At 71.2% G+C, this 19,872-nt stretch carries 15 protein-coding genes; 11 read left to right on the top strand and 4 right to left on the bottom strand.

Features of this window, described 5'->3' with window-relative positions; translation table 11 throughout:
- Positions 1–5 precede the first annotated feature (5 nt).
- On the top strand, positions 6–911 hold the full coding sequence (locus RKD20_RS11880) for an ADP-ribosylglycohydrolase family protein (protein ID WP_424877708.1): 906 nt from the start codon (positions 6–8) through the stop codon (positions 909–911).
- A 276-nt stretch (positions 912–1,187) separates the two neighbouring features.
- Here the strand turns inward: RKD20_RS11880 and RKD20_RS11875 are convergent, their stop codons facing one another.
- Positions 1,188–2,735, bottom strand: coding sequence for an MFS transporter (locus RKD20_RS11875; RefSeq protein ID WP_424877707.1), 1,548 nt, complete (start codon positions 2,733–2,735; stop codon positions 1,188–1,190).
- Positions 2,736–2,922: 187 nt separating this feature from the next.
- Between RKD20_RS11875 and RKD20_RS11870 the strand changes: the two genes are divergently transcribed.
- The 3 genes from RKD20_RS11870 (at position 2,923) to RKD20_RS11860 (ending at position 5,063) form a co-directional block, all read left to right on the top strand.
- Positions 2,923–3,546, top strand: coding sequence for a TetR/AcrR family transcriptional regulator (locus tag RKD20_RS11870; RefSeq protein WP_424877706.1), 624 nt, complete (start codon positions 2,923–2,925; stop codon positions 3,544–3,546).
- Positions 3,547–3,627: 81 nt separating this feature from the next.
- Positions 3,628–4,329 (top strand): ribonuclease HII, encoded by a 702-nt coding sequence (locus RKD20_RS11865; RefSeq protein WP_424877705.1) that lies wholly within the window; start codon positions 3,628–3,630, stop codon positions 4,327–4,329.
- Positions 4,330–4,397: 68 nt separating this feature from the next.
- Positions 4,398–5,063: a hypothetical protein gene (locus RKD20_RS11860; protein ID WP_424877704.1), complete on the top strand. Its 666-nt coding sequence runs from the start codon at positions 4,398–4,400 to the stop codon at positions 5,061–5,063.
- Between the two features lie 259 nt (positions 5,064–5,322).
- Here RKD20_RS11860 and RKD20_RS11855 read toward each other — a convergent pair whose 3' ends face one another.
- A complete protein-coding gene (locus tag RKD20_RS11855) occupies positions 5,323–5,955 on the bottom strand; it encodes a hypothetical protein (protein WP_381343097.1) in 633 nt (210 codons plus the stop codon).
- 301 nt (positions 5,956–6,256) lie between these two features.
- Positions 6,257–8,428: a RecQ family ATP-dependent DNA helicase gene (locus tag RKD20_RS11850; RefSeq protein ID WP_424877703.1), complete on the bottom strand. Its 2,172-nt coding sequence runs from the start codon at positions 8,426–8,428 to the stop codon at positions 6,257–6,259.
- 141 nt (positions 8,429–8,569) lie between these two features.
- Here RKD20_RS11850 and RKD20_RS11845 point away from each other — a divergent pair, with 141 nt between their 5' ends.
- The 5 genes from RKD20_RS11845 to RKD20_RS11825 all read left to right on the top strand — a co-directional run bounded on the left by RKD20_RS11845 (position 8,570) and on the right by RKD20_RS11825 (position 16,912).
- A complete protein-coding gene (locus RKD20_RS11845) occupies positions 8,570–10,348 on the top strand; it encodes a DUF4192 family protein (RefSeq protein ID WP_424877702.1) in 1,779 nt (592 codons plus the stop codon).
- 671 nt (positions 10,349–11,019) lie between these two features.
- On the top strand, positions 11,020–12,936 hold the full coding sequence (locus tag RKD20_RS11840) for a glycogen debranching N-terminal domain-containing protein (RefSeq protein ID WP_424883201.1): 1,917 nt from the start codon (positions 11,020–11,022) through the stop codon (positions 12,934–12,936).
- Positions 12,937–13,065: 129 nt separating this feature from the next.
- Positions 13,066–13,824 carry an NUDIX hydrolase gene (locus RKD20_RS11835; protein WP_007385176.1) on the top strand — a complete coding sequence of 253 codons (759 nt, stop codon included), beginning with the start codon at positions 13,066–13,068 and terminating at the stop codon, positions 13,822–13,824.
- A gap of 40 nt (positions 13,825–13,864) precedes the next feature.
- Positions 13,865–15,862 (top strand): ATP-binding cassette domain-containing protein, encoded by a 1,998-nt coding sequence (locus RKD20_RS11830; protein WP_424877701.1) that lies wholly within the window; start codon positions 13,865–13,867, stop codon positions 15,860–15,862.
- 162 nt (positions 15,863–16,024) lie between these two features.
- On the top strand, positions 16,025–16,912 hold the full coding sequence (locus tag RKD20_RS11825; RefSeq protein WP_351990697.1) for a FadR/GntR family transcriptional regulator: 888 nt from the start codon (positions 16,025–16,027) through the stop codon (positions 16,910–16,912).
- A gap of 300 nt (positions 16,913–17,212) precedes the next feature.
- On the opposite strand, the gene RKD20_RS11820 is transcribed toward RKD20_RS11825, so the two are convergent.
- Complete coding sequence (locus RKD20_RS11820; protein ID WP_424883502.1) at positions 17,213–17,395, bottom strand: hypothetical protein; 183 nt, start codon at positions 17,393–17,395, stop codon at positions 17,213–17,215.
- Between RKD20_RS11820 and RKD20_RS11815 the strand changes: the two genes are divergently transcribed.
- Together RKD20_RS11815 and RKD20_RS11810 are read left to right on the top strand one after the other, a co-directional pair.
- The gene (locus RKD20_RS11815; protein ID WP_424877700.1) at positions 17,337–18,875 is read left to right on the top strand and encodes an RNA polymerase sigma factor; all 1,539 of its coding nucleotides are present in this window, start codon (positions 17,337–17,339) and stop codon (positions 18,873–18,875) included. The genes RKD20_RS11820 and RKD20_RS11815 overlap by 59 nt on opposite strands.
- Positions 18,876–18,995: 120 nt before the next feature.
- Complete coding sequence (locus RKD20_RS11810; protein WP_424877699.1) at positions 18,996–19,859, top strand: serine protease; 864 nt, start codon at positions 18,996–18,998, stop codon at positions 19,857–19,859.
- The last annotated feature ends 13 nt before the right edge of the window (positions 19,860–19,872 follow it).

Here is a 19,872-nt window from a genome sequence, read left to right as displayed (position 1 = left end):
GACCGATGACCGCTGACTCCTCACCCGACGGGCGCCTGCACCGCGCCCTGGCCAGTCTGCGCGGCCTGGCCGTGGGAGACGCGCTGGGCTCGCAGTTCTTCGTGCCGGTGAACTACCCCCTGCTCAAGAACCGCGAGCTGCCGCCCGGCCACTGGCAGTGGACGGATGACACCGAGATGGCCTGTTCGGTCGTGGCCGTCCTGGCCGCCCATCACCGCGTCGACCAGGATGCCCTGGCCCAGTCCTTCGCCGAGCACCACGACTTCGACCGGGGCTACGGCCCCGCCGTCAACCGACTGCTGCGGCTGGTCCGCGAGGGCGGGGACTGGCGCGAGCTCGCCGCGGCCCTCTTCAACGGGCAGGGTTCCTGGGGCAACGGAGCCGCGATGCGCATCCCGCCCCTCGGCGCCTTCTACGCGGACGATCCGGAGCAGGCGACCCACCAGGCGGAGATCTCGTCGTACCCCACGCATCAGCACCGGGAAGCGGTAGTCGGCGCCATGGCCGTCGCGGCGGCCGCCGCGCTGGCCGCCGCCCCCGGTGGTGCGCCCAGCCCCGGTGCGCTTCTGGACGGTGTCATCGCGCTCGTCCCGAAGAGTGCCGTCGGCGCGGGGCTCAGGCGAGCCCGCGACATGCTCGACTACGGCGACGCCACCACCGTCGCGGCCGTGCTGGGATGCGGGCGCCGTACGACGGCCCATGACACCGTGCCGTTCGCTGTCTGGTCCGCCGCCCGCTCCCTGGGGGACTACGAAGAGGCGTTCTGGACGACCGCCCAGGTCGGCGGCGACGTGGACACGACCTGCGCCATCGTGGGCGGTGTGGTCGCCGCGGGGAAGGCCGGGGCGCCGCCCGCCGAGTGGGTGGAACGGACCGAGGCGTTTCCCGAGTGGTTGCGGGTGCCGGAGTAGGAGCCCGTGCCGGACCGCGTCATCTTGTCGAAACTCTCTGTGCATGACGGGAACTCTGCGTAACCATCGGCTCGTTGTCATGACAGTTGCGGTGCGACGGATGGGCCGGTGCGCGCAGGAGGCACGTGAGAGGGGCGGGGTGCAGTCATGGGGTGGTTGCTGCTGTTCGCCCTGATGAGCGCGGTTCTTCTGGTGCGGATGGCCGGACCGTCGTCCTCGCCGTCGATCCCACGGACTCGGACCGGCCATCCGCGGCTCACCGCGAGCCCGGCTCCCTCAGCCGAGACCCGGTCCCGCCGTGCCGGCGAGCGCCTCCAGGTCGCTCTTGCGTACCTTGATCACCAACCAGGCGGTGGCCAGGGCCAGTACGGCCATCGAGGCGGCGGCCACGAAGCCCGACGAGATGCCCTGGGCGAGCACCTCGTGTCCCCACGGGGCGGGCAGTTGGTGCGTCTTGGCGAACTCCGCCTTCTGTGCCGCCGAACCGTCGGCCATGAAATGCGGCAGCTGCTTCTCCGCCTCGTCCTTGCTGGCCGACCCGAACACCGTCGTCAGGATGGACAGACCGAGCGAACCGCCGACCTGCTGGGTGGTGTTGAGCAGCCCGGAGGCCGCACCCGCCTCGTGCTGGGCGACGCCGGAGACCGCGGTGATCGTCAGCGTCACGAAGTTCAGACCCATGCCGAAGCCGAAGATCAGCATGGGGCCGAGGACTCCGCCGACGTAGGAGCTGTCGGAGCTGATGAGGGCCTGCCAGGCGAGCCCGGTCACCGCGAGCGCCGAACCGGCGAGCATGAACGGCTTGGGGCCGAGCACCGGCAGGAATCGCTGCGACAGGCCCGCGCCCAGCGCGATGACGACGGTCACCGGCAGGAAGGCGAGACCGGCCTCGATCGGGGTGTAGTCCAGGACGTTCTGGACGAAGAGCACGATGTAGAAGAACATGCCGAACATCGCGGCAGCGAGGCTCAGCATGATCACGTACGTGCCCGAGCGGTTGCGGTCGGCGAACATCCGCAGGGGGGTGATCGGCTCCTTGGCGCGCGACTCGATGAACGCGAAGGCGAGCAGGAGCACCACGGCGATCCCGAAGGACCCGATGGTCAGGTTGTCCCGCCAGCCCTCGTCGGCGGCGCGGATGAAGCCGTAGACCAGCAGGGCCATGCCTCCCGTGGAGGTCAGGGCGCCCGCGATGTCGAAGCGGCCGCTGTGCCGTTGCGACTCGCTGATGTACAGCGGGGTGAGTACGGCGATCAGCACACCGATCGGCACGTTGACGAAGAGCACCCATCGCCAGTCGAGCCACTCGGTGAGCATGCCTCCCGCCAGCAGGCCTATGGCGCCACCGCCCGCGGAGACGGCGGCGAAGACCCCGAAGGCCCGGTTCCGCTCGGGCCCTTCGGGAAACGTGGTGGTGATCAGCGCCAGCGAGGTCGGCGACGCGATGGCGCCACCCACGCCCTGCAGGACACGGGCGGCCAGCAGCTGCCAGGGTTCCTGGGCGAGACCGCCGAGCAGCGAGGCGAAGGTGAACAGCAGGATGCCGGTCATGAAGACCCGGCGGCGCCCGAGGATGTCACCGGCGCGGCCGCCCAGGAGCAGCAGGCCGCCGAAGGTGAGCGTGTAGGCGCTGACGACCCAGGTGAGGTCGGTGGTGCTGAACTTGAGAGCGTCTTGAATGTGCGGCAGCGCGATGTTCACAATCGTCGCGTCGAGTACCACCATGAGTTGGCAGGCCGCGATGACGGCGAGCGCGATGCCGGGTCGCCCTTCCCGGCGGGCCGCACCTGGTTTCTGATCCTTGATCAACTGAGAGGTTGTCACTATGGGTCCCCCACAAGCGCCTTAGTGAACGGTCGCGTTCACTGTTGCGTCAACGGTAGTGAGTCCCCAGTAGTGAACGCAAGCGTTCACTTAAGTTTGTTGGCGCGTGGCGTGTCCCCCTGTGTCGCCGCGCGGTGTCCCGTCCCTCCCCGAAATCCCCGCTTCCCTGTTCGCTGGAGACACTCAGATGGTTACCTCGCGCTGGACGGCCGCCCCCGCTCAGACGGCCTCCCTCCGTCGGCGCGGCGCCGTGCTGGAGCGTGCGATTCTCGACGCCGCGCTGGACCAGCTCAGTACGGTCGGCTGGAACGGCCTCACGATGGAAGGCGTCGCCGCCGGAGCCCAGACCGGCAAGGCCGCGGTCTATCGCCGCTGGCCGTCCAAGGAGGACCTCGTGGCGGACGCCCTTCGGGCCGGACTGCCGCGCTTCGAGGAGGTCCCCGACCTCGGCGGTGTGCGCGAGGACCTGCTCGAGCTGTGCCGCCAAGCGCGCGAGGCGATGTTCTCGCGCCCCGGCTTCGCGCTGCGTTCGGTCATTCACGAATGCGACCAGGCTCAGGCGGAGCGCTTCCATGCGGTGATCTACAACGGGGTCGTGGAGCCGAGCGTCAAGCTGCTCCGCCAGATCATCACCCGTGGAATAGAGCGGGGTGAGGTGCGGCCTGACGCGGCGAACGACTACGTCTTCGATGCCATCCCCGCCATGATGATGTATCGCTCCAAGATGCGCGGTAGCGAATGGGGTGACCAGGATGTCAAAGAGATGATCGACCAGTTCATGCTGCCGTTGCTGCGGTCGAGCGGACCGTGAGCGCTCTTCGTGGACGTCTCGACGCCGTCCGGGGAAACCGGGTGTCGCAGGGTGATCAGAACGGCGTACGCTAAGGGTGCCATGCCGTACGAACCACCTACTCACACCGTCGAGCGCTCTCTTCGTGCCACGACCGGAGCGAAGATCATCGCCGGTGTCGACGAGGTGGGGCGAGGTGCCTGGGCCGGCCCTGTCACCGTCTGTGCGGCGGTCACCGGACTGCGCCGACCGCCCCAAGGCCTCACCGACTCCAAGCTGCTCAGCGTCAAACGCCGCACCGAACTCGCCGGGGAACTGAGGACATGGGTGACGTCGTACGCCCTGGGCCACGCCTCTCCGGAAGAGATCGACCACATGGGCATGACGGCCGCCCTGCGGATCGCCGCCGTGCGTGCCCTGGAGGCACTTCCGGTCCGGCCGGACGCGGTGATCCTCGACGGGAAGCACGACTATCTCGGAACGCCCTGGAAGGTCCGGACCGTGATCAAGGGCGACCAGTCCTGTGTGGCGGTAGCGGCGGCCTCGGTGATCGCCAAGGTTCAGCGCGACAAAATGATGGCCGAACTGGGTATCGACCATGCAGACTTCGGTTTCGCGGCCAACGCCGGGTATCCCTCACCCGTGCACAAGGCCGCGCTGGAGGTTCGGGGCCCCACCCCGTACCACCGGTTGTCGTGGGCGTATCTTGATGCGCTGCCTCAGTGGCGGCACCTCAAGAAGGCCCGCACCTGGGCGGACGGAAGCGTTCCGGCGATCGAGGGCCAACTCGGCTTCGATTTCTGACGATTCCGCTCGCACTGATGTGCCACCCGCTGACGCGAGCCGCACCAACGTTTGATAAATATCAGCCCATGCCTCTCATTCCCGAGGAGCCTCAGATTCACGAGAGTGCCCAGGGTCCCCGCGCCACTCCGGCCAGCAGCCGCACCGCGCCGACCCCCCGTCCCGTACCCGGTCCACGCCCCGTGGCTCCGCCGCGCCCCGGTCGTCCCGGCCCGCTGCGGCCCGCGCCGCCGGTGCAGCGGACGCCGCACGACGTGGCCGTGGCCAAGCCCGCAGTGCCGGGCCCCGCTGCCCCTGCCCCCTCCGCCCCGACCCCGGTCTCGGCTCCAGCTGCGGCTTCGGCGGCCCCGCAGATCCAGCTCATCCCGGCCTCGGCCGTCGGTGCGCTCGATGCTGCCGAGGAAGCCGTAGACCTTCTGCTGGAGTCCGGCCGTGCCCCCGGGGAGGTGCTGGTGATCACCACCGGTGAACAGCATCCGTGGGCCGCCCATGAGCTGTCCTTCGGTGAAACCGCCTACTGGGCCCAGCACGACGCCGGTGACGACGTGTTCTACGCGGACGCCACGGCGGCCTCGCGTGCCGCGTCCCGTCCGGTGGTCGTGGTCGCCGTCAACGGCGGTTCCGTCGAGGCGGTCGCCGAGGCCCTGCCTCTGGCCCACGCCCGGGCCGGTGCCCTGCTGATCGTCTGCGGCGACCCGCAGCAGATCAACTCGGTACTGGGCGCCGGCGTCTGAGCCGGTTTCGGTAGGTCCGGAAGGACACCCGGGGGCGAGGAAGGGTGCCGCCTGCGCGGCACCTGCACGGCGAGCCCTCAGGCATGCCCGCGTTTGAGCGGACGTCCGGTTCGGACCTCACGCCAAGCCGGTTCAGGGGCGTGGGCACCCGGTGCGCCAAGTCGGTTCAGGGAAACGTGCGCACCCGATACGTCACGACGTCGTGGGCCGTACGTCACGGACGTACGGCCGAAGAACGGTGATCGGGGCGGACTCGGCTTCAGCGAGCCGCCGCGCGGCGCAGGACCTCCGAGGCGGCGCCGCCGGTACGCGGGAGCAGAGGCGGTGACTCGGACGTGGCGAAGGGCTCCGGCGCCGAGTCCGCGTTCGGCCGGCGTCCGCCGCGTCCCTCGCCGAGCACCTGCCAGCCGTCGCGCGTCAGCGTGATGTACGCCCCGCAACGCAGCCCGTGCAGGGTGCAGGCGTCACGCAGTCCCCACATCCACGCACCGTCCTCCTCCGTCCAACGCGCGTCGCCCTCGCGGCAGTAGAGCAGCACGGCGGTGCGCACGGGGGTGCGGCGACGCAGGTCGTGCGGGATCACCCGGCGCAGCTGGGCCAGCAGCGTGTTCCGGAACATCCAGCCGTCGGCCGGTGCCGGACGGCGCGTGAACGAGGCACTCGCACGCAGCCGTTCGTCCGGGTCGAGGACCGCCACGATCGCGGTCGCCGGTTTGGGACGGTGCCGCGAGTGCAACCCGCTGACGACCTCGCGCGGGTTGCGCAGCAGCGGGATGCCGGCCTCGGCCCACTCGGCGGGTTCGAGCAGACGGGCCATAGGGTTGGCGGATGCGGCGGACAGGTCGGCTGACGACGTGGACGCCGCGGAGGACGGAGCGAGTCCGAAGGTCACGGTCCTCCCTTCGGCTACGCGCCCATACGGCGGGCGGGGTCGGATTCGGGGGAGCGCGCACCGCAGCAGAGCCCTACCGGTCTACCGGTCTACGGACAAGCCGTGCGGGGAGCGGACCTCAATTCTTCCTGTCGAACTTGGTTGCGGCAACGAGCAATTGGGTCCGCCGACCCGAATCAGGTCGTTCGTGGCTTATATCCCTACCCAGTGTTTTAGCGGAAGACGCCCGGGACCTCCGAGCCCCGCTGTGGGAGGCCCGCATCCGTCGCGCGCGTGACGCTCTGTCGACTGCGGTTCCTGCTCAGCCACGTACGGCCAGCACCAGAGGCAACACCCCCTGGGCACCTGATCGCAACAGCAGTCGGGAGGCGACTGCGAGGGTCCAGCCGGTCTCGGTCATGTCGTCGACGAGCAGGACGGGACCTGCGGCTGCCTGCAGCGCTTCCCGCAGGGGCGGAGGCACGACGATCGCCCCGTGCAGCGCACGCAGTCGCTGAGCACTGTTGGAGCGGGGCAGGGCCAGGTCGTCGGTGTGGTCCGTGTAGGCGAGGGACCCCAGGAACGGGAGGCGGCCGACGGCGGAGATCCGGCTGCCCAGCGAGTGGACCAACTCGGGCCGGCCGCGCGAGGGAACGGTGACCACCCCGACAGGGCGGGCCGGCGCGTCCGGGGCGCCGGAGGCCCAGCCGTCGGGCGACCTGGCCCAGTCGGCCAGAACGGTCACGACGGCGTTCGCCACGTCGTCGGGGACGGGGGCGTCCGGAGTCTGGGGTGCGAGCAGCGGTCGGAGGCGGTTGCCCCAGCCGATGTCCGACAGTCGCCCGAGAGCCCGACCCGGCAAAGCCTGTTCGCCGGACGGAATACGGCCCTTCAGGTCGACGCCGATGGCCGGCAGGCCCGTGGGCCACATGCGGCGGGGCTCCACCACGACACCGGCGCGGGAGAGCGAGCCGCCCGCCGTGTCCAGGGCGGCAGCGGAGATGTCGGCGGTGAAACGGGGGCCGGCGCAGTTGTCGCAGCGCCCGCAGGGAGCCGCCTGCTCGTCGTCCAACTGCCGCCTCAGGAACTCCATACGGCAGTCCGTGGTGGTGGCGTAGTCGCGCATGGCCTGCTGCTCGGTGGCGCGCTGTTTGGCGACCCAGGCGTAGCGCTCGGCATCGTAGGACCAGGGCGCTCCGGTGGCGATCCAGCCGCCCTTGACCCGGTGGACCGCGCCGTCCACGTCCAGCACCTTGAGCATGATCTCCAAGCGGGTGCGGTTGAGTTCCACCAGCGGTTCGAGCGCGGGCAGCGACAGCGGCCGGTCCGCCCGGGCGAGAGCGTCCAGGGTGCGCCGTACGGCTTCTTCGGGCGGGAACGCGACTGAGGCGAAGTAGGACCAGATCGCCTCGTCCTCACGGCCGGGCAGGAGCAGCACCTCCGCGTGCTCCACACCGCGTCCCGCGCGGCCGACCTGCTGGTAGTAGGCGATGGGGGAGGAGGGCGAGCCGACATGGACGACGAAGCCGAGGTCGGGCTTGTCGAACCCCATGCCGAGCGCGGAGGTGGCCACCAGCGCCTTGACCTTGTTCGCGAGGAGGGCTTCCTCGGCCTGCTGGCGTTCGGCGTTCTCCGTCTTTCCCGTGTACGAGGTGACGGTGTGCCCGCACTGCCGCAGGAAGGCGGTGATCTCCTCGGCGGCGGCCACCGTCAGCGTGTAGATGATGCCGGAGCCCGGCAGGTCGTCCAGGTGATCGGAGAGCCAGGCCAGCCGGTGGGCGGCGTCGGGCAGCTGGAGTACGCCGAGGCTCAGGCTCTCGCGGTCGAGTGGGCCGCGCAGGACCAGTGCGTCCGAAGCGGTGCCGGTGCCCAGCTGCTCCGCCACGTCGGCGGTGACCCGGGCATTGGCCGTGGCGGTGGTGGCCAGCACCGGCACCCCGGGCGGGAGGTCGGTCAGCATGGTGCGCAGCCGGCGGTAGTCGGGGCGGAAGTCGTGGCCCCAGTCGGAAATGCAGTGCGCCTCGTCGACGACGAGGAGGCCGGTGGCGGCCGACAGCTCGGGCAGGACGTTGTCGCGGAAGTCCGGGTTGTTGAGCCGCTCGGGGCTCACGAGCAGCACGTCCACGGTGCCCGCTGCGACCTCGGCGCGGATGGTCTCCCACTCCTCGGGGTTGGAGGAGTTGATGGTCCGGGCGTGGATGCCGGCCCGGGCGGCGGCCTCGACCTGGTTGCGCATGAGCGCGAGCAGCGGAGAGACGATCACGGTCGGCCCGGAGCTGCGCTCGCGCAGCAGGGCCGTGGCCACGAAATACACCGCGGACTTGCCCCATCCCGTGCGCTGCACGACCAGGGCCCGGCGCTTGTCGGCGACCAGCGCCTCGATCGCCCGCCACTGATCCTCGCGCAGCCGCGCCGATCCGGTGCCGTCCCCGACGAGCCGGACGAGGATCCGGTCGGCGGCCTCGCGCAACTCCGTCTTGCTCGTGTGCGTCATGCCCCCATACAACAGGACGCCTCCGACAGCGGGGCGTCCCGGCGTCCCGGCTGTGGATGACCGGACGGGGGTTGTCGTGGTCCTGATCGGACTTATCCACAGGTCCAAACGGAACCTCAAGATCCGCGAGATCGTCTGCGCATGACGAACCACAGCGAAACGACCGGATCCGCCGCAAACGGCAACGACCGCGAGAACCGCGACGCACGGAATGGCGATGGACGGCACGGCGACGGGCGGAGCAACACCGGAGGGCCCGGCGATGGCCGGAACGGCACCGGCCGGATCGGCGACGGGCGGGATGACGACGGCTCCGGGATCGGCGACCGCGTCGGATTCGACGCCCATGGCGCCGAACACCAGGTCACCCTGCGGACTCCGGGCGAACTGGCCGACGCCCTGCCCTACCTGCTCGGGTACCGGCCCGAGGACAGCATCGTTCTGGTCGCCCTGCACGACCGGGGCGGCCGCGGCCGGTTCGGTGGGCGGGCCCGGCTGGGCATTCCCGCGAACACGGACGACTGGCCGGCCGTGGCCCGGCAACTGGCCCACGGGCTGATCACCGGCAGCGAGCGCAGGGGCGGCCGCCCCGAGCAGATGGTCGCCTACCTCTGCCAGGAGCCGGGGGCCGGTGAGACGGGCAGGCAGATCACGGAGCGGCTCGCCCCGCTCGCCGGCCTGCTGCGCACGGAGTGCGGTCGGCTCGACGTTCCTGTGATCGAGGCGTTGTGCATCTCCGACGGCCGCTACTGGTCGTACTGCTGTCCGAGCGAGGACTGCTGCCCCGCGGAGGGACTTCCGATGGGTCTGCCCGGAACATCGGTGCTCGCCGCCGCGGCCACGTACGCCGGACTGCAGGTGCGCGGGACGCTTCGCGAGCTGCGGGCCAGGCTCCAGCCCTGGGAGACCGCGGCCGCGCTGGAGCAGGAGGTCGCCCTGGACACAGCCGGCATGGCCCTGGTTCCCAGGATGCTCGACCAGGCGAGCCGGGTGGACGTGGCCGAGAGGACGCTGCGCCTGGCCAGGCGCACCATGGCACGCTTCGCCGAGGCGGCGCCTGTGTCGGGTCCGCTCCAGGCCGACCTGCGCGACGACGAACTCCTGGGGCACGAACACGCGGCGGAGCTCATCCTCGGTCTGCAGGACCGCACGACCCGGGACCGCGCGGCGGAATGGATGGAAGCGGAGGAGGCCGGACCGGCCCTGCGTCTGTGGCGCGCATTGGCCCGCCGGTGTGTCGGACCCTACGGCGAGCACGCGGCGGCGCCGCTCACGCTCGCCGGATGGGTCGCCTGGTCCGCGGGCGACGAGATCGAGGCCAGGGAGGCGCTGGCCATGGCCCTGGGCGCAGATCCCAGCTACCTCTTCGCCCGGCTCCTGCACCAGGCCTGCAACGAGGGACTCGACCCGGAATCCATCCGCCGCTGCCTGCGAGCGGAGCGCGAGGGACGTGATGCACGCGCGCGGCCGGAGGCCGCTCGGTCCGCCGAGGCGGAGCCGGGCGAGGACATGGCGGGGCTGAACATGCCCGGCCCTGACGGAAATCGGGCGTCGTCCCCGGCCGCCTGCGAAGGAACCATGGAGGTGTCCGGGGACCCCGAGGACGCACCGGCTGTGTGTCCGTCCCCCGCCGAAGGAGCGCTGCCGTCGTGCCCGTCCGGTGCCGACCGGAATCTGCCGACGCCACCGCCCGCGGCCTCCCGTCGACGCAAGCGGGTGCGTCCCGGCGCTCGCGCCGATGCCTGTCCCCATCCCACCGAGACGGAGGGGCGACAGCCCTGCGCCGAGGAATCCCGCCCGCGCTCCCGCCCGGCCCGCGGCACGCGTCCCGGTGCCGTCCGCCGCACCACGGGCAAGGACGAAGCGCGCCGACCCGAGGGCACTCGGCCCGGGGGCGAGGCCACCGAGGAAAAGCGATGAGCGACCGCTCGAAGGGTGTCGCACGAGGCTGGTCACACCTGGGCCGTCGGGTGGTGGCCCTGGCCCGCCGCCATTCGGTCGGCTTCCGGGCCCATGGGCGTGACCCTGCACAGGCAAGTCCCGTTCACCTGAGTGGCGGAACCCCCTACCGGGCCGTACCGCCGCATCGCCCATGCCCTTCAGGAGCCCCGCACCGGGCGCCGAACACGCCCGGGCCGCGCAGAGTGCAGAGGAAGCGCCCCTTGTATCAGCCGACTCCGCCCTCCGCCGACGACGGCCGCGCCGCCCTCGGCGTGCCGACGACGGTGTGGAAAGGAAGCACCGGTCCGCCGCGGGCCATGGACACCGGTATGCCTGGACCTAGGTTCCCGAGCGGCACCCAGCACACCGCGGGAGCGGCGGCACATCGCCCGAACCCGAACCCGAACCCGAACCCGACTCCGGGACAGGACCGGAAGTACACCACTCCCTCGCTGTCATGGGACCGTGACCCGTCTCCGTCATCGGGGCCAGTACGACGCCCGCCGCCATCCACGAGGCAGGGCCGGACTCCGCCTCCGACGGCGAACCGTCCTGCCCGCCCTCCTTCACCCGTGCCGTCCAGGCCGACACAGAACCCTTCCCCGGCCCCTCGAGGCCCGGCTGGTCTCCCGCCGGCGCACTCGGTCCTCATCTGCGTGGCGCTCCCGGGCCTCGCCATCTCCACAAACCAAGGGCAGTTGACCGGTCAGGGGCTGGAGGGCTTCTATCGCGCAGGCAGGCGTGTGCTCTCCCGGTGCCAGATCCGTGTCGCGGGCCGTGAGCCACTCGCGGTCCAGGCCCGGACGACCGCGGCGGATCGCGCACGGTTCGTGGCCACCGCGCGTGTCTCCCAGAGTGGAGGCCCGGACCCTGACGTCGTCGTGGAGCGCACCCGCCACGCGGACGGGACGGAACGCATCATGCTGCACAGCGCCGCCGCCCGTCCGCTGCGACTGCCGGTGGAGGTGGCACTCGGTACGGACATGGCGGACCTGGGCGCGATCGCCTCGGGCCGAACGGGACCCGAACTGCCCGCCGTCGTCCACGACTCCGGCCTGCGCTGGTCCTGCGCGGCCGGCGGGGCATCGGTCACGGCCGACCCACCACCCGTCGACGCCCTCGCGTCGGCAGGCCTGCTGCGCTGGGAGTTCGAGCTGCCCCCCGGAGGCACCGTCGGTCTGGAGCTGCGCGTGCGTCTGGAGGGCGCGGACCCCGTCCGAGCTGTGGGGCGAGCGGCGACCAGCCCCCTGGCCTCCGCCCGCGCGACGGGAGACCACCCCGCGGTCCAGTCGCTCCTGCACACGAGCATCGACGATCTCCAGTCCCTGCTGCTGCGCGACCCGGCGCACCCCACCGACACCCACCTCGCGGCCGGAGCCCCATGGCGCTGCGGCCTGGCACCGGCCGACGCGCTGGTCGCGGCCCGTATGACGTTGCCGCTCGGTACCCGGCTCGCCGCGGGCACGCTCCGCACCCTGGCGCGCACCCAACTACGCGGGCAGACACGGCAGTCCGGCATGATTCCCGGGCCGCGCCGGGACGCGGGCGCCCACCTTCCGGCCTGTTGCACGGGGACCGAGGCAACCCTGCTCTTTCCCGCTCTCCTCGCGGAGGCCTTCCGGTGGGGGCTCTCGCCACAGGAGACGGAAGAGCTGCTCCCGGCTGCCGAACGGTGTCTGGGCTGGCTGCGGGCCGCCGTGGGGGAGGCGACGTATCTGTGCGACCCACAGCCCGGCGGCCCCGTCCGCTGCGAGACACAGGCGTACGCGCATCGCGCGGCCGTCCTCGGTGCCGACCTGCTCGACGCGTTCGACAGACCCGGCGGCGCGACGTTGCGGCAGTGGGCCCGCGCACTGCGCACGGCCTTCCGCGAGGACTTCTGGGTCGATGACCACAGCGGTGGCCGACCGGCGGCCGCTCGGGCCCCCGACGGACGCCTGGTGCCGCATCTCGGCGCCGGGGCTGTCCATCTCCTGGACACCGGACTGCTTGGTGGGGGCGCACAGGCACCCGGTCTGCTCGACAGGGTGCAGACCGAACAACTGGCCCGGCTGCTCGGGAGCCCGGCCATGGACTCCGGCTGGGGGCTGCGCGGACTCGGCGCGAACGAGGCGGGATACAACCCGTTCGGCCATCGCACCGGTGCCGTACGAGTCCACGAGACGGCCATCGCGGTCTCGGGTCTGGCCGCCGCCGGGTACGAGAAGGAGGCCGGCTCGCTCCTGCGGGGCCTGCTGGCCGCGGCTGAGGCCTTCGGCCACCGGCTCCCCGAGATGTACGCGGGTGAGCAGCGCACCGACGGGAGCGCTCCCCTTCCTCACCCGGCGGCCTGTCGTCCGGCGGCGACGGCGGCGGCCACCGGAGTTCAGCTGCTGAGCGCCCTGGCGGGAATCCGCCCCGATGTCCCGGCGGGGGCCGTCACACTGCGCCCCGTGCGCAGCGCGCCTCTCGGCGAGCTCGGTCTGACCGGTCTGAGGATCGCGGGGGCCCCGTTCTCGGTACGGGTCAGCAGACTCGGGCTCGCCATGGTCGAGGAGGCCGCCGGAGGGCTGCAACTGAGGGCGTGACCTCGAACGACGCTGTTCCGGCAGCAGCGCGCAGGGGAGGACGCGACCTGTTCGGACGGCAATGGATCAGGCACCGATGCGACCCGCGAAGGGAGTGTTTATCGTCAAGCAGACGACTATGATCGCCGCATGCCCTACGACCCGTCAGCCTTTCCGCCCTTCGCCGTCACCGTGGACCTGGTCGTGCTCACCGTGCGCCGTCACGCCCTGTGCGCGCTCGCGGTACGCAGGGGCGAGCCGCCGTTCCAGGGACGCTGGGCGCTTCCCGGCGGTTTCGTACGGGCCGACGAGGATCTGGCGCAGGCCGCTGCCCGCGAGCTGGCCGAGGAGACGGGACTGCGTGCCCATGACCCGGCCGTCCCCGTCCAGGACAACGGAGCACACCTGGAACAGCTCGCGACCTACGGCGACCCCAAGCGTGATCCCCGGATGCGCGTGGTGAGCGTCGCCCACCTCGCCCTCGCCCCCGACCTGCCCGCCCCCCGGGCAGGCGGTGACGCCAGCAACGCGCGCTGGGCGCCCGTCGAAGAACTGTTGCAGCAGGGCGGCTACGGTCGGGACGGCGAGCCGGTCGTGCCACTCGCGTTCGACCATGCGCAGATCCTGTCGGACGGAGTGGAGCGCGCCCGCTCCAAGATCGAGTACTCGTCGCTGGCCACCGCGTTCTGCCCGCCCGAGTTCACCGTCGGAGAGCTCCGCCGGGTCTACGAGGCGGTGTGGGGCGTGGCATTGGACCCGCGCAACTTCCACCGCAAGGTGACGGGCACACCGGGCTTCCTGGTCCCCACCGGCGGCACCACCACGCGACAGGGCGGCCGCCCCGCCCAGCTCTTCCGGGCCGGCGGCGCCACTCTTCTCAACCCCCCGATGCTGCGCCCCGAGGTGTGACGGCCCAGAAAACCGGACATAACCCGCTATCTTGCTACGGGTGATCCAGGCCTTCGGACTGACCAGCAATTCCCGCAAGGACCTTCCGCCCGCGGTCGACGACGTGTCCTTCGAAGCCCCGGCGGGCCGCGTCACCGCGCTTCTCGGAGCGTCGGGCGCGGGCAAGACGACGGCGCTCAGACTGATGCTCGAACTCCAACAGGGCCGTGGCCTGACCTACTTCAAGGGCCGGCCGCTGCATCGCATCGCGCACCCCTCGCGCGAGGTCGGCGTCCTCCTGGGCGAGGTGCCCGGCCATCCCGCGCGCACGGTCCGCGGACATCTGCGCATGCTGTGCGCCGCGGCCGGCGTCCCGGTCCGGCGTGCGGACGAAGTACTCGAAGTGGTGGGCCTGGTCAGTCTGCGCGACGAGCGGCTCGGCACCCTGTCGCGTGGCATGGACCGCCGCCTGGGCCTGGCCTGCGTCCTGTTGCCGGACCCGCACACACTCGTGCTGGACGCTCCGGCCGACGGGCTCTCCGTCCGTGAGAGCCACTGGCTGCACGGCATGCTGCGAGCGCACGCCGCCCAGGGCGGCACGGTCCTCTTCACCACGGCCGAGCCCAAAGAGGCCGCGCGCGCCGCAGATCACGTCATCACGCTCGAGCAGGGCAGGCTCGTCGCAGACCAGGCGGCCTCGGAGTTCGCCCGCACCAGACTCCGTCCCCGTGTCGCCGTCCGTAGCCCCCATGCCGTCCGCCTCGCCGCCCTGCTCACCAAGGAGGCCCGTACGGCTCACCGCTCCGTCGAAGTCGTCCGGGAAGGGGGCAACCGTCTGTCCGTGTACGGCAGTACGTGTGCCGACGTCGGCGAGACGGCCTTCCGGCACGGCGTCCTGGTTCACCAACTCGCCGACGAGATCGGGGACATGGGGCCCGGAGCGGAGCTGCTTCCCGGTGAGATCGCGGAAGCGGCCCAGGCGGCGTGGGAGAGCGTCACGCGGCCGGAGTCCGGGCTCGCCGGCAGTGAGGCTGCCGGAGTGGCGGCGACGGCAGTGCGAGGAGGTCAGGCGCACGACAACCCCTCAGCGCCGAGCGGCTCGCACCCGCACGGTGAGCGGGTGGTGCCCGCCGACCGGAGGGCGCCCGGTGACCAGGCGGCACACTGCAGCCCCGGCCCCGGCAGCGGTCCGGCCGTGGGAAGGGGTGACACCGCTCTGGGCCCCGCCGTCGGCTCCAGGCCCGCCGCCCCCCTGCCCTCCCTCCCGCCCCCCATCTCCGTCAGGTCCGCCCCCAGCCCCTTGCGCCCCCTGCGCTACGAACTGCGCCGCGCGGCAGGGATCGGCACCGGGTTCCTCACCGCCGCCGTCGTGCTCGTCGCGTCCGCCCTCACCGCCGTACTCCTGGCACGCGTCGGGCACACCCCGCAGGCGCGTCTGCTGGCCGCATGGCCGAGGGAACTGCCGCTGCCCCCGGCCGCGCTCGGGGCCGGACTGCTCGGTGCACTCGCGTTCGGCGACGAGTTCCGCCACCCCGCCCTGGCTGCGGACCGCGGCACCGTGCCCCGTCGGCTGGGCCTGCTGACCGCGAAACTCGCCGTAGCCACCGTCACCGCGCTTGCTCTCGCTTTTCTCACGGTGGGCTGCGACGCCGAAGTGCTCTATCTCGTCTACGGACGGGAACTCACGGAAGTTCCCGCGGGCTGGCTGGCGCTGAGCACGAGTTGGTTCGGGCTCGTGGTCGGTTGTGCCTGGTCCGGCGTCCTGGCCGCCGGCGTGTTCCGGTCCACCACGGCCGGGCTCGCGGCGGTGGTCGCCGTGCCCGTTCTCGTCGTACCCCTCGTACAAAGAGCCCTCGAGGGGGCGTCCGTGCGAGCGGCGGCGGGTTTTCCCGCGCGGCTGCGCGAGGTCTTCCTGCTGCAGTGGCCCTTCGGTGGCGAGCGCTATCTCGTCGCAGCGGTGCGGGTTATCGCCCAACCGGTGGGCGGGGCACTGGCGTTGTCGCTGACCGCTCTGCTGTGCGCATATCTGCTCACCACCCTGCGTAGGAGGGTCCGATGACGACCGTCCGCGCGCTTCCGGTCCCGACCTGCGCACAACTTCCCGACGAAAGCGCATTTCTTTCCGATAAGGCGTCAATTGCGACGGGGTGAGCGATCACCCTTTCGTGTGCTTTTCACCAAAGACCTCAAGGGAGTTGGAGGCGGCGCCGACAAAGGATCCGTGAGTACCCTTGCGCACACCATGATGACCGCCGCCCGCTCCGCCGACTCCGGTCTGGCCGGCCCGGGCGATCTCGACCGCTACTCCTACGCCGAGGCCCCGGCCGCAGGCCGCGTCGGAGCCTCCGTCTGGGACGGCTCGGACCCGGAGCTGGGCCGCGTGGGCCGACGGGCCGCGGGCAGCCGCGGGCGCGGACTGCACGGCCAACTCGTCCAGCAGCTGGGCCAGATGATCGTCTCCGGTGACCTGGGAGCCGACCGGCCGCTGGTCCCCGAGGAGATCGGCCAGCGTTTCGAGGTCTCCCGTACCGTCGTCCGTGAGTCGCTCCGCGTCCTGGAGGCCAAGGGTCTGGTCAGTGCCCGCCCGAACGTCGGCACGCGCGTGCGTCCCGTCAGCGACTGGAACCTGCTGGATCCGGACATCATCGAATGGCGGGCTTACGGGCCGCAGCGCGACGACCAGCGCCGCGAGCTGAGCGAGCTGCGCTGGACGATCGAGCCGCTCGCCGCGCGCCTGGCCGCGGGACATGGCCGGGAGGACGTCCAGCAGCGCCTCGGTGACATGGTCGAGATCATGGGGCACGCCATGAGCCAGGGTGACGCGCTCACCTTCTCCCGTGCCGACGCCGAGTTCCACTCCCTGCTCATCCAGCTCGCGGGCAACCGCATGCTGGAGCATCTCTCCGGGATTGTCTCCGCCGCCCTCCAGGTCTCCGGCAACCCGGTCACCGGCTGTGACCGGCCGAACGATACGTCCTTGGCGCATCACGGACGTATCGTCGACGCCCTCGCCACCGGCGATGCCGCGGCGGCCGAAGCGGCCATGCGTCAACTGCTCACCGTTCATCCCGAGGTCGAGCGTGTGGTGCCGGCGCCGCGCGAGCACTGACCGCGCACCGCGGACGGCGCGGTCGAGGATGACCTTCCCCTCCTGCGGCATCGTCCGGCCGCCGAGCCGCCTCCGTCGGACCCCGCAGGATCCCTGGGGATCCTGCGGGGTCCGACGGTGCGGTGACGGCACCCCGAGGCTCCGCTGGCCCGAACGGACGGGTGACCTTGTCTGTCCGTGTCTGACCGTTTTTGACTGCTTACGGGGTGTGACTCGGGCCACGCAGATTGGGCGTAACGCTCGCGGGAACAGCGCGATGACCTAAGAGGTGGCAGCCACGGAGGGAATACGGACGCCGTTTCAGGCGCTGTGCATCCTCCCGGCCCCCCCGCCCGCGCCGTCGGCCACTCCCAGGCCGATGGTCGGCTCCTGTCCGCTGTGGACGGGGCCGGAAGCCGTTTTCCAACGTTCCGAGAGGTTGTTCGTGTCGGCCAGCACATCCCGTACGCTCCCGCCGGAGATCGCCGAGTCCGTCTCTGTCATGGCTCTCATTGAGCGGGGAAAGGCCGAGGGGCAGATCGCCGGCGATGACGTGCGTCGGGCCTTCGAAGCTGACCAGATTCCGGCCACTCAGTGGAAGAACGTACTGCGCAGCCTCAACCAGATCCTCGAGGAAGAGGGTGTGACGCTGATGGTCAGTGCCGCGGAGCCCAAGCGCACCCGAAAGAGCGTCGCAGCGAAGAGTCCGGCCAAGCGCACCGCCACCAAGACGGTCGCGGCGAAGACGGTGACCACCAAGAAGGCCACCGCCACCGCCACCCCGGCGGCTCCTGCCGCTGAGCCCGCAGTCGAGGGCGAAGCGCCCACGAAGCCCGCCGCGAAGAAGGCGGTCGCCACCAAGAAGGCGGCCGCGAAGAAGACCGTCGCCACCAAGAAGACGGCGGCGGCCAAGAAGACGACCGGCAAGAAGGACGACGCCGAGGCTGTCGAGGAAGAAGTCCTCGAAGAGATCAAGCCCGGCGAAGAGGAAGAGGAGGGGGCCGAGAACAAGGGCTTCGTCCTCTCCGACGACGACGAGGACGACGCGCCTGCCCAGCAGGTCGCCGTGGCCGGTGCCACCGCCGACCCGGTCAAGGACTACCTCAAGCAGATCGGCAAGGTCCCGCTGCTCAACGCCGAGCAGGAGGTCGAGCTCGCCAAGCGCATCGAGGCCGGTCTGTTCGCCGAGGACAAGCTGGCCAACGCCGACAAGCTCGCCCCCAAGCTCAAGCGCGAGCTGGAGATCATCGCCGAGGACGGCCGCCGCGCCAAGAACCACCTCCTGGAGGCCAACCTCCGTCTGGTGGTCTCCCTGGCCAAGCGCTACACCGGCCGCGGCATGCTCTTCCTGGACCTCATCCAGGAGGGCAACCTCGGTCTGATCCGCGCGGTCGAGAAGTTCGACTACACCAAGGGCTACAAGTTCTCCACGTACGCCACCTGGTGGATCCGTCAGGCCATCACTCGCGCGATGGCCGACCAGGCCCGCACCATCCGTATCCCGGTGCACATGGTCGAGGTCATCAACAAGCTCGCGCGCGTGCAGCGCCAGATGCTCCAGGACCTGGGCCGCGAGCCCACCCCGGAGGAGCTGGCCAAGGAGCTCGACATGACCCCCGAGAAGGTCATCGAGGTCCAGAAGTACGGCCGCGAGCCCATCTCGCTGCACACCCCCCTGGGTGAGGACGGCGACAGCGAGTTCGGTGACCTCATCGAGGACTCCGAGGCCGTCGTCCCGGCCGACGCGGTCAGCTTCACCCTCCTGCAGGAGCAGCTGCACTCCGTCCTCGACACCCTGTCCGAGCGTGAGGCGGGCGTCGTATCCATGCGCTTCGGTCTCACCGACGGTCAGCCGAAGACCCTCGACGAGATCGGCAAGGTCTACGGCGTCACGCGCGAGCGCATCCGCCAGATCGAGTCGAAGACCATGTCGAAGCTGCGTCACCCGTCGCGTTCGCAGGTGCTGCGCGACTACCTCGACTAGACCGTCGTCGTACGACACCGAAGGCCCGGTCCCTCCTCGGGGACCGGGCCTTCGTGCTGCGCGCACAGGCGCCCTGCATGACTCTGGGTTTCCGATCACCACCCGGAGTGAGGAGCATGCATGCGTCACCCCATTGCCCGGGCGCTGGCCCGGCCGCTGATTCTGGCAGCCGTGGCGGCGGCCATACCGCTGGCGTCGGCCGCCCCCGTGGCGGCCGACAGCGTCGTCCTCGGGGGATTCCCCGTCGATGTGTCCAAGGCGCCCTGGACGGTGGCCCTGTCCAGCCGTGACCGGTTCGGAGGTACGCGCGCCGGGCAGTTCTGCGGCGGTGTCGCCGTCGGCCGGACCACGGTGCTCACCGCGGCCCACTGCATGAACGAGGACGTCCTGGGGGCACCGGCCGAGCAGGTGAGGGACTTCCGTGTCATCGCGGCCCGTACGGATCTGCTCTCGGACCAGGGCAAGGAGATCGCCATACGTGGAGCCTGGGTGAATCCCGGCTACGACCCGCAGAGCAACGCCGGGGACTTCGCCGTCCTCACCCTCGTCGAGCCGCTGCCGCAGAACGCGGTCGTCGCCATGGCGGCCGCCGGTGACGCCGCGTACGAGCCGGGAACCGGCGCCACGGTGTACGGCTGGGGTGATGTCACGGGCGGCGGCGACTACGCGCGCAGTCTGCGGGGGGCGAACGTGCACGTACTGGCCGACGCGGACTGCGAGACGGCCTATCCGGGCGGCGCCGAAGGCACCTACCGCGCCGACAGCATGCTGTGCGCCGGGGAGGACGCGGGTGGTCGTGACGCCTGCCAGGGGGACAGCGGTGGGCCGCTGGTGGCCCGGGGGAAGCTGATCGGGCTGGTGTCGTGGGGGAGCGGCTGCGGGCGAGCGGGCCGACCCGGTGTCTATGCCCGTGTGTCCGACGTCATGCGGACGCTGGACTGGGACGGTCGCAACGCGGCCGCCCGACGCCGTGGGACCGCGTGACAGCCCCTCGGGG

The sequence above is a fragment of the Streptomyces sp. SLBN-8D4 genome (assembly GCF_049739545.1).
Lineage (GTDB): Bacteria > Actinomycetota > Actinomycetes > Streptomycetales > Streptomycetaceae > Streptomyces > Streptomyces canus_C.
Note: the sequence above shows the minus strand (reverse complement) of the source record. Positions and strands in the feature narration are given on the sequence as shown.

Excerpts from the sequence above, each read along its gene's own strand:
- RKD20_RS11870 (WP_424877706.1), top strand. The coding sequence starts at position 2,923 with ATGGTTACCTCGCGCTGGACGGCCGCCCCCGCTCAGACGGCCTCCCTC.
- RKD20_RS11860 (WP_424877704.1), top strand. The coding sequence starts at position 4,398 with ATGCCTCTCATTCCCGAGGAGCCTCAGATTCACGAGAGTGCCCAGGGT.
- RKD20_RS11850 (WP_424877703.1), bottom strand. The coding sequence starts at position 8,428 with ATGACGCACACGAGCAAGACGGAGTTGCGCGAGGCCGCCGACCGGATC.
- RKD20_RS11845 (WP_424877702.1), top strand. The coding sequence starts at position 8,570 with ATGACGAACCACAGCGAAACGACCGGATCCGCCGCAAACGGCAACGAC.
- RKD20_RS11820 (WP_424883502.1), bottom strand. The coding sequence starts at position 17,395 with ATGACAGAGACGGACTCGGCGATCTCCGGCGGGAGCGTACGGGATGTG.
- RKD20_RS11865 (WP_424877705.1), top strand. The coding sequence starts at position 3,628 with ATGCCGTACGAACCACCTACTCACACCGTCGAGCGCTCTCTTCGTGCC.
- RKD20_RS11880 (WP_424877708.1), top strand. The coding sequence starts at position 6 with ATGACCGCTGACTCCTCACCCGACGGGCGCCTGCACCGCGCCCTGGCC.
- RKD20_RS11835 (WP_007385176.1), top strand. The coding sequence starts at position 13,066 with ATGCCCTACGACCCGTCAGCCTTTCCGCCCTTCGCCGTCACCGTGGAC.
- RKD20_RS11810 (WP_424877699.1), top strand. The coding sequence starts at position 18,996 with ATGCGTCACCCCATTGCCCGGGCGCTGGCCCGGCCGCTGATTCTGGCA.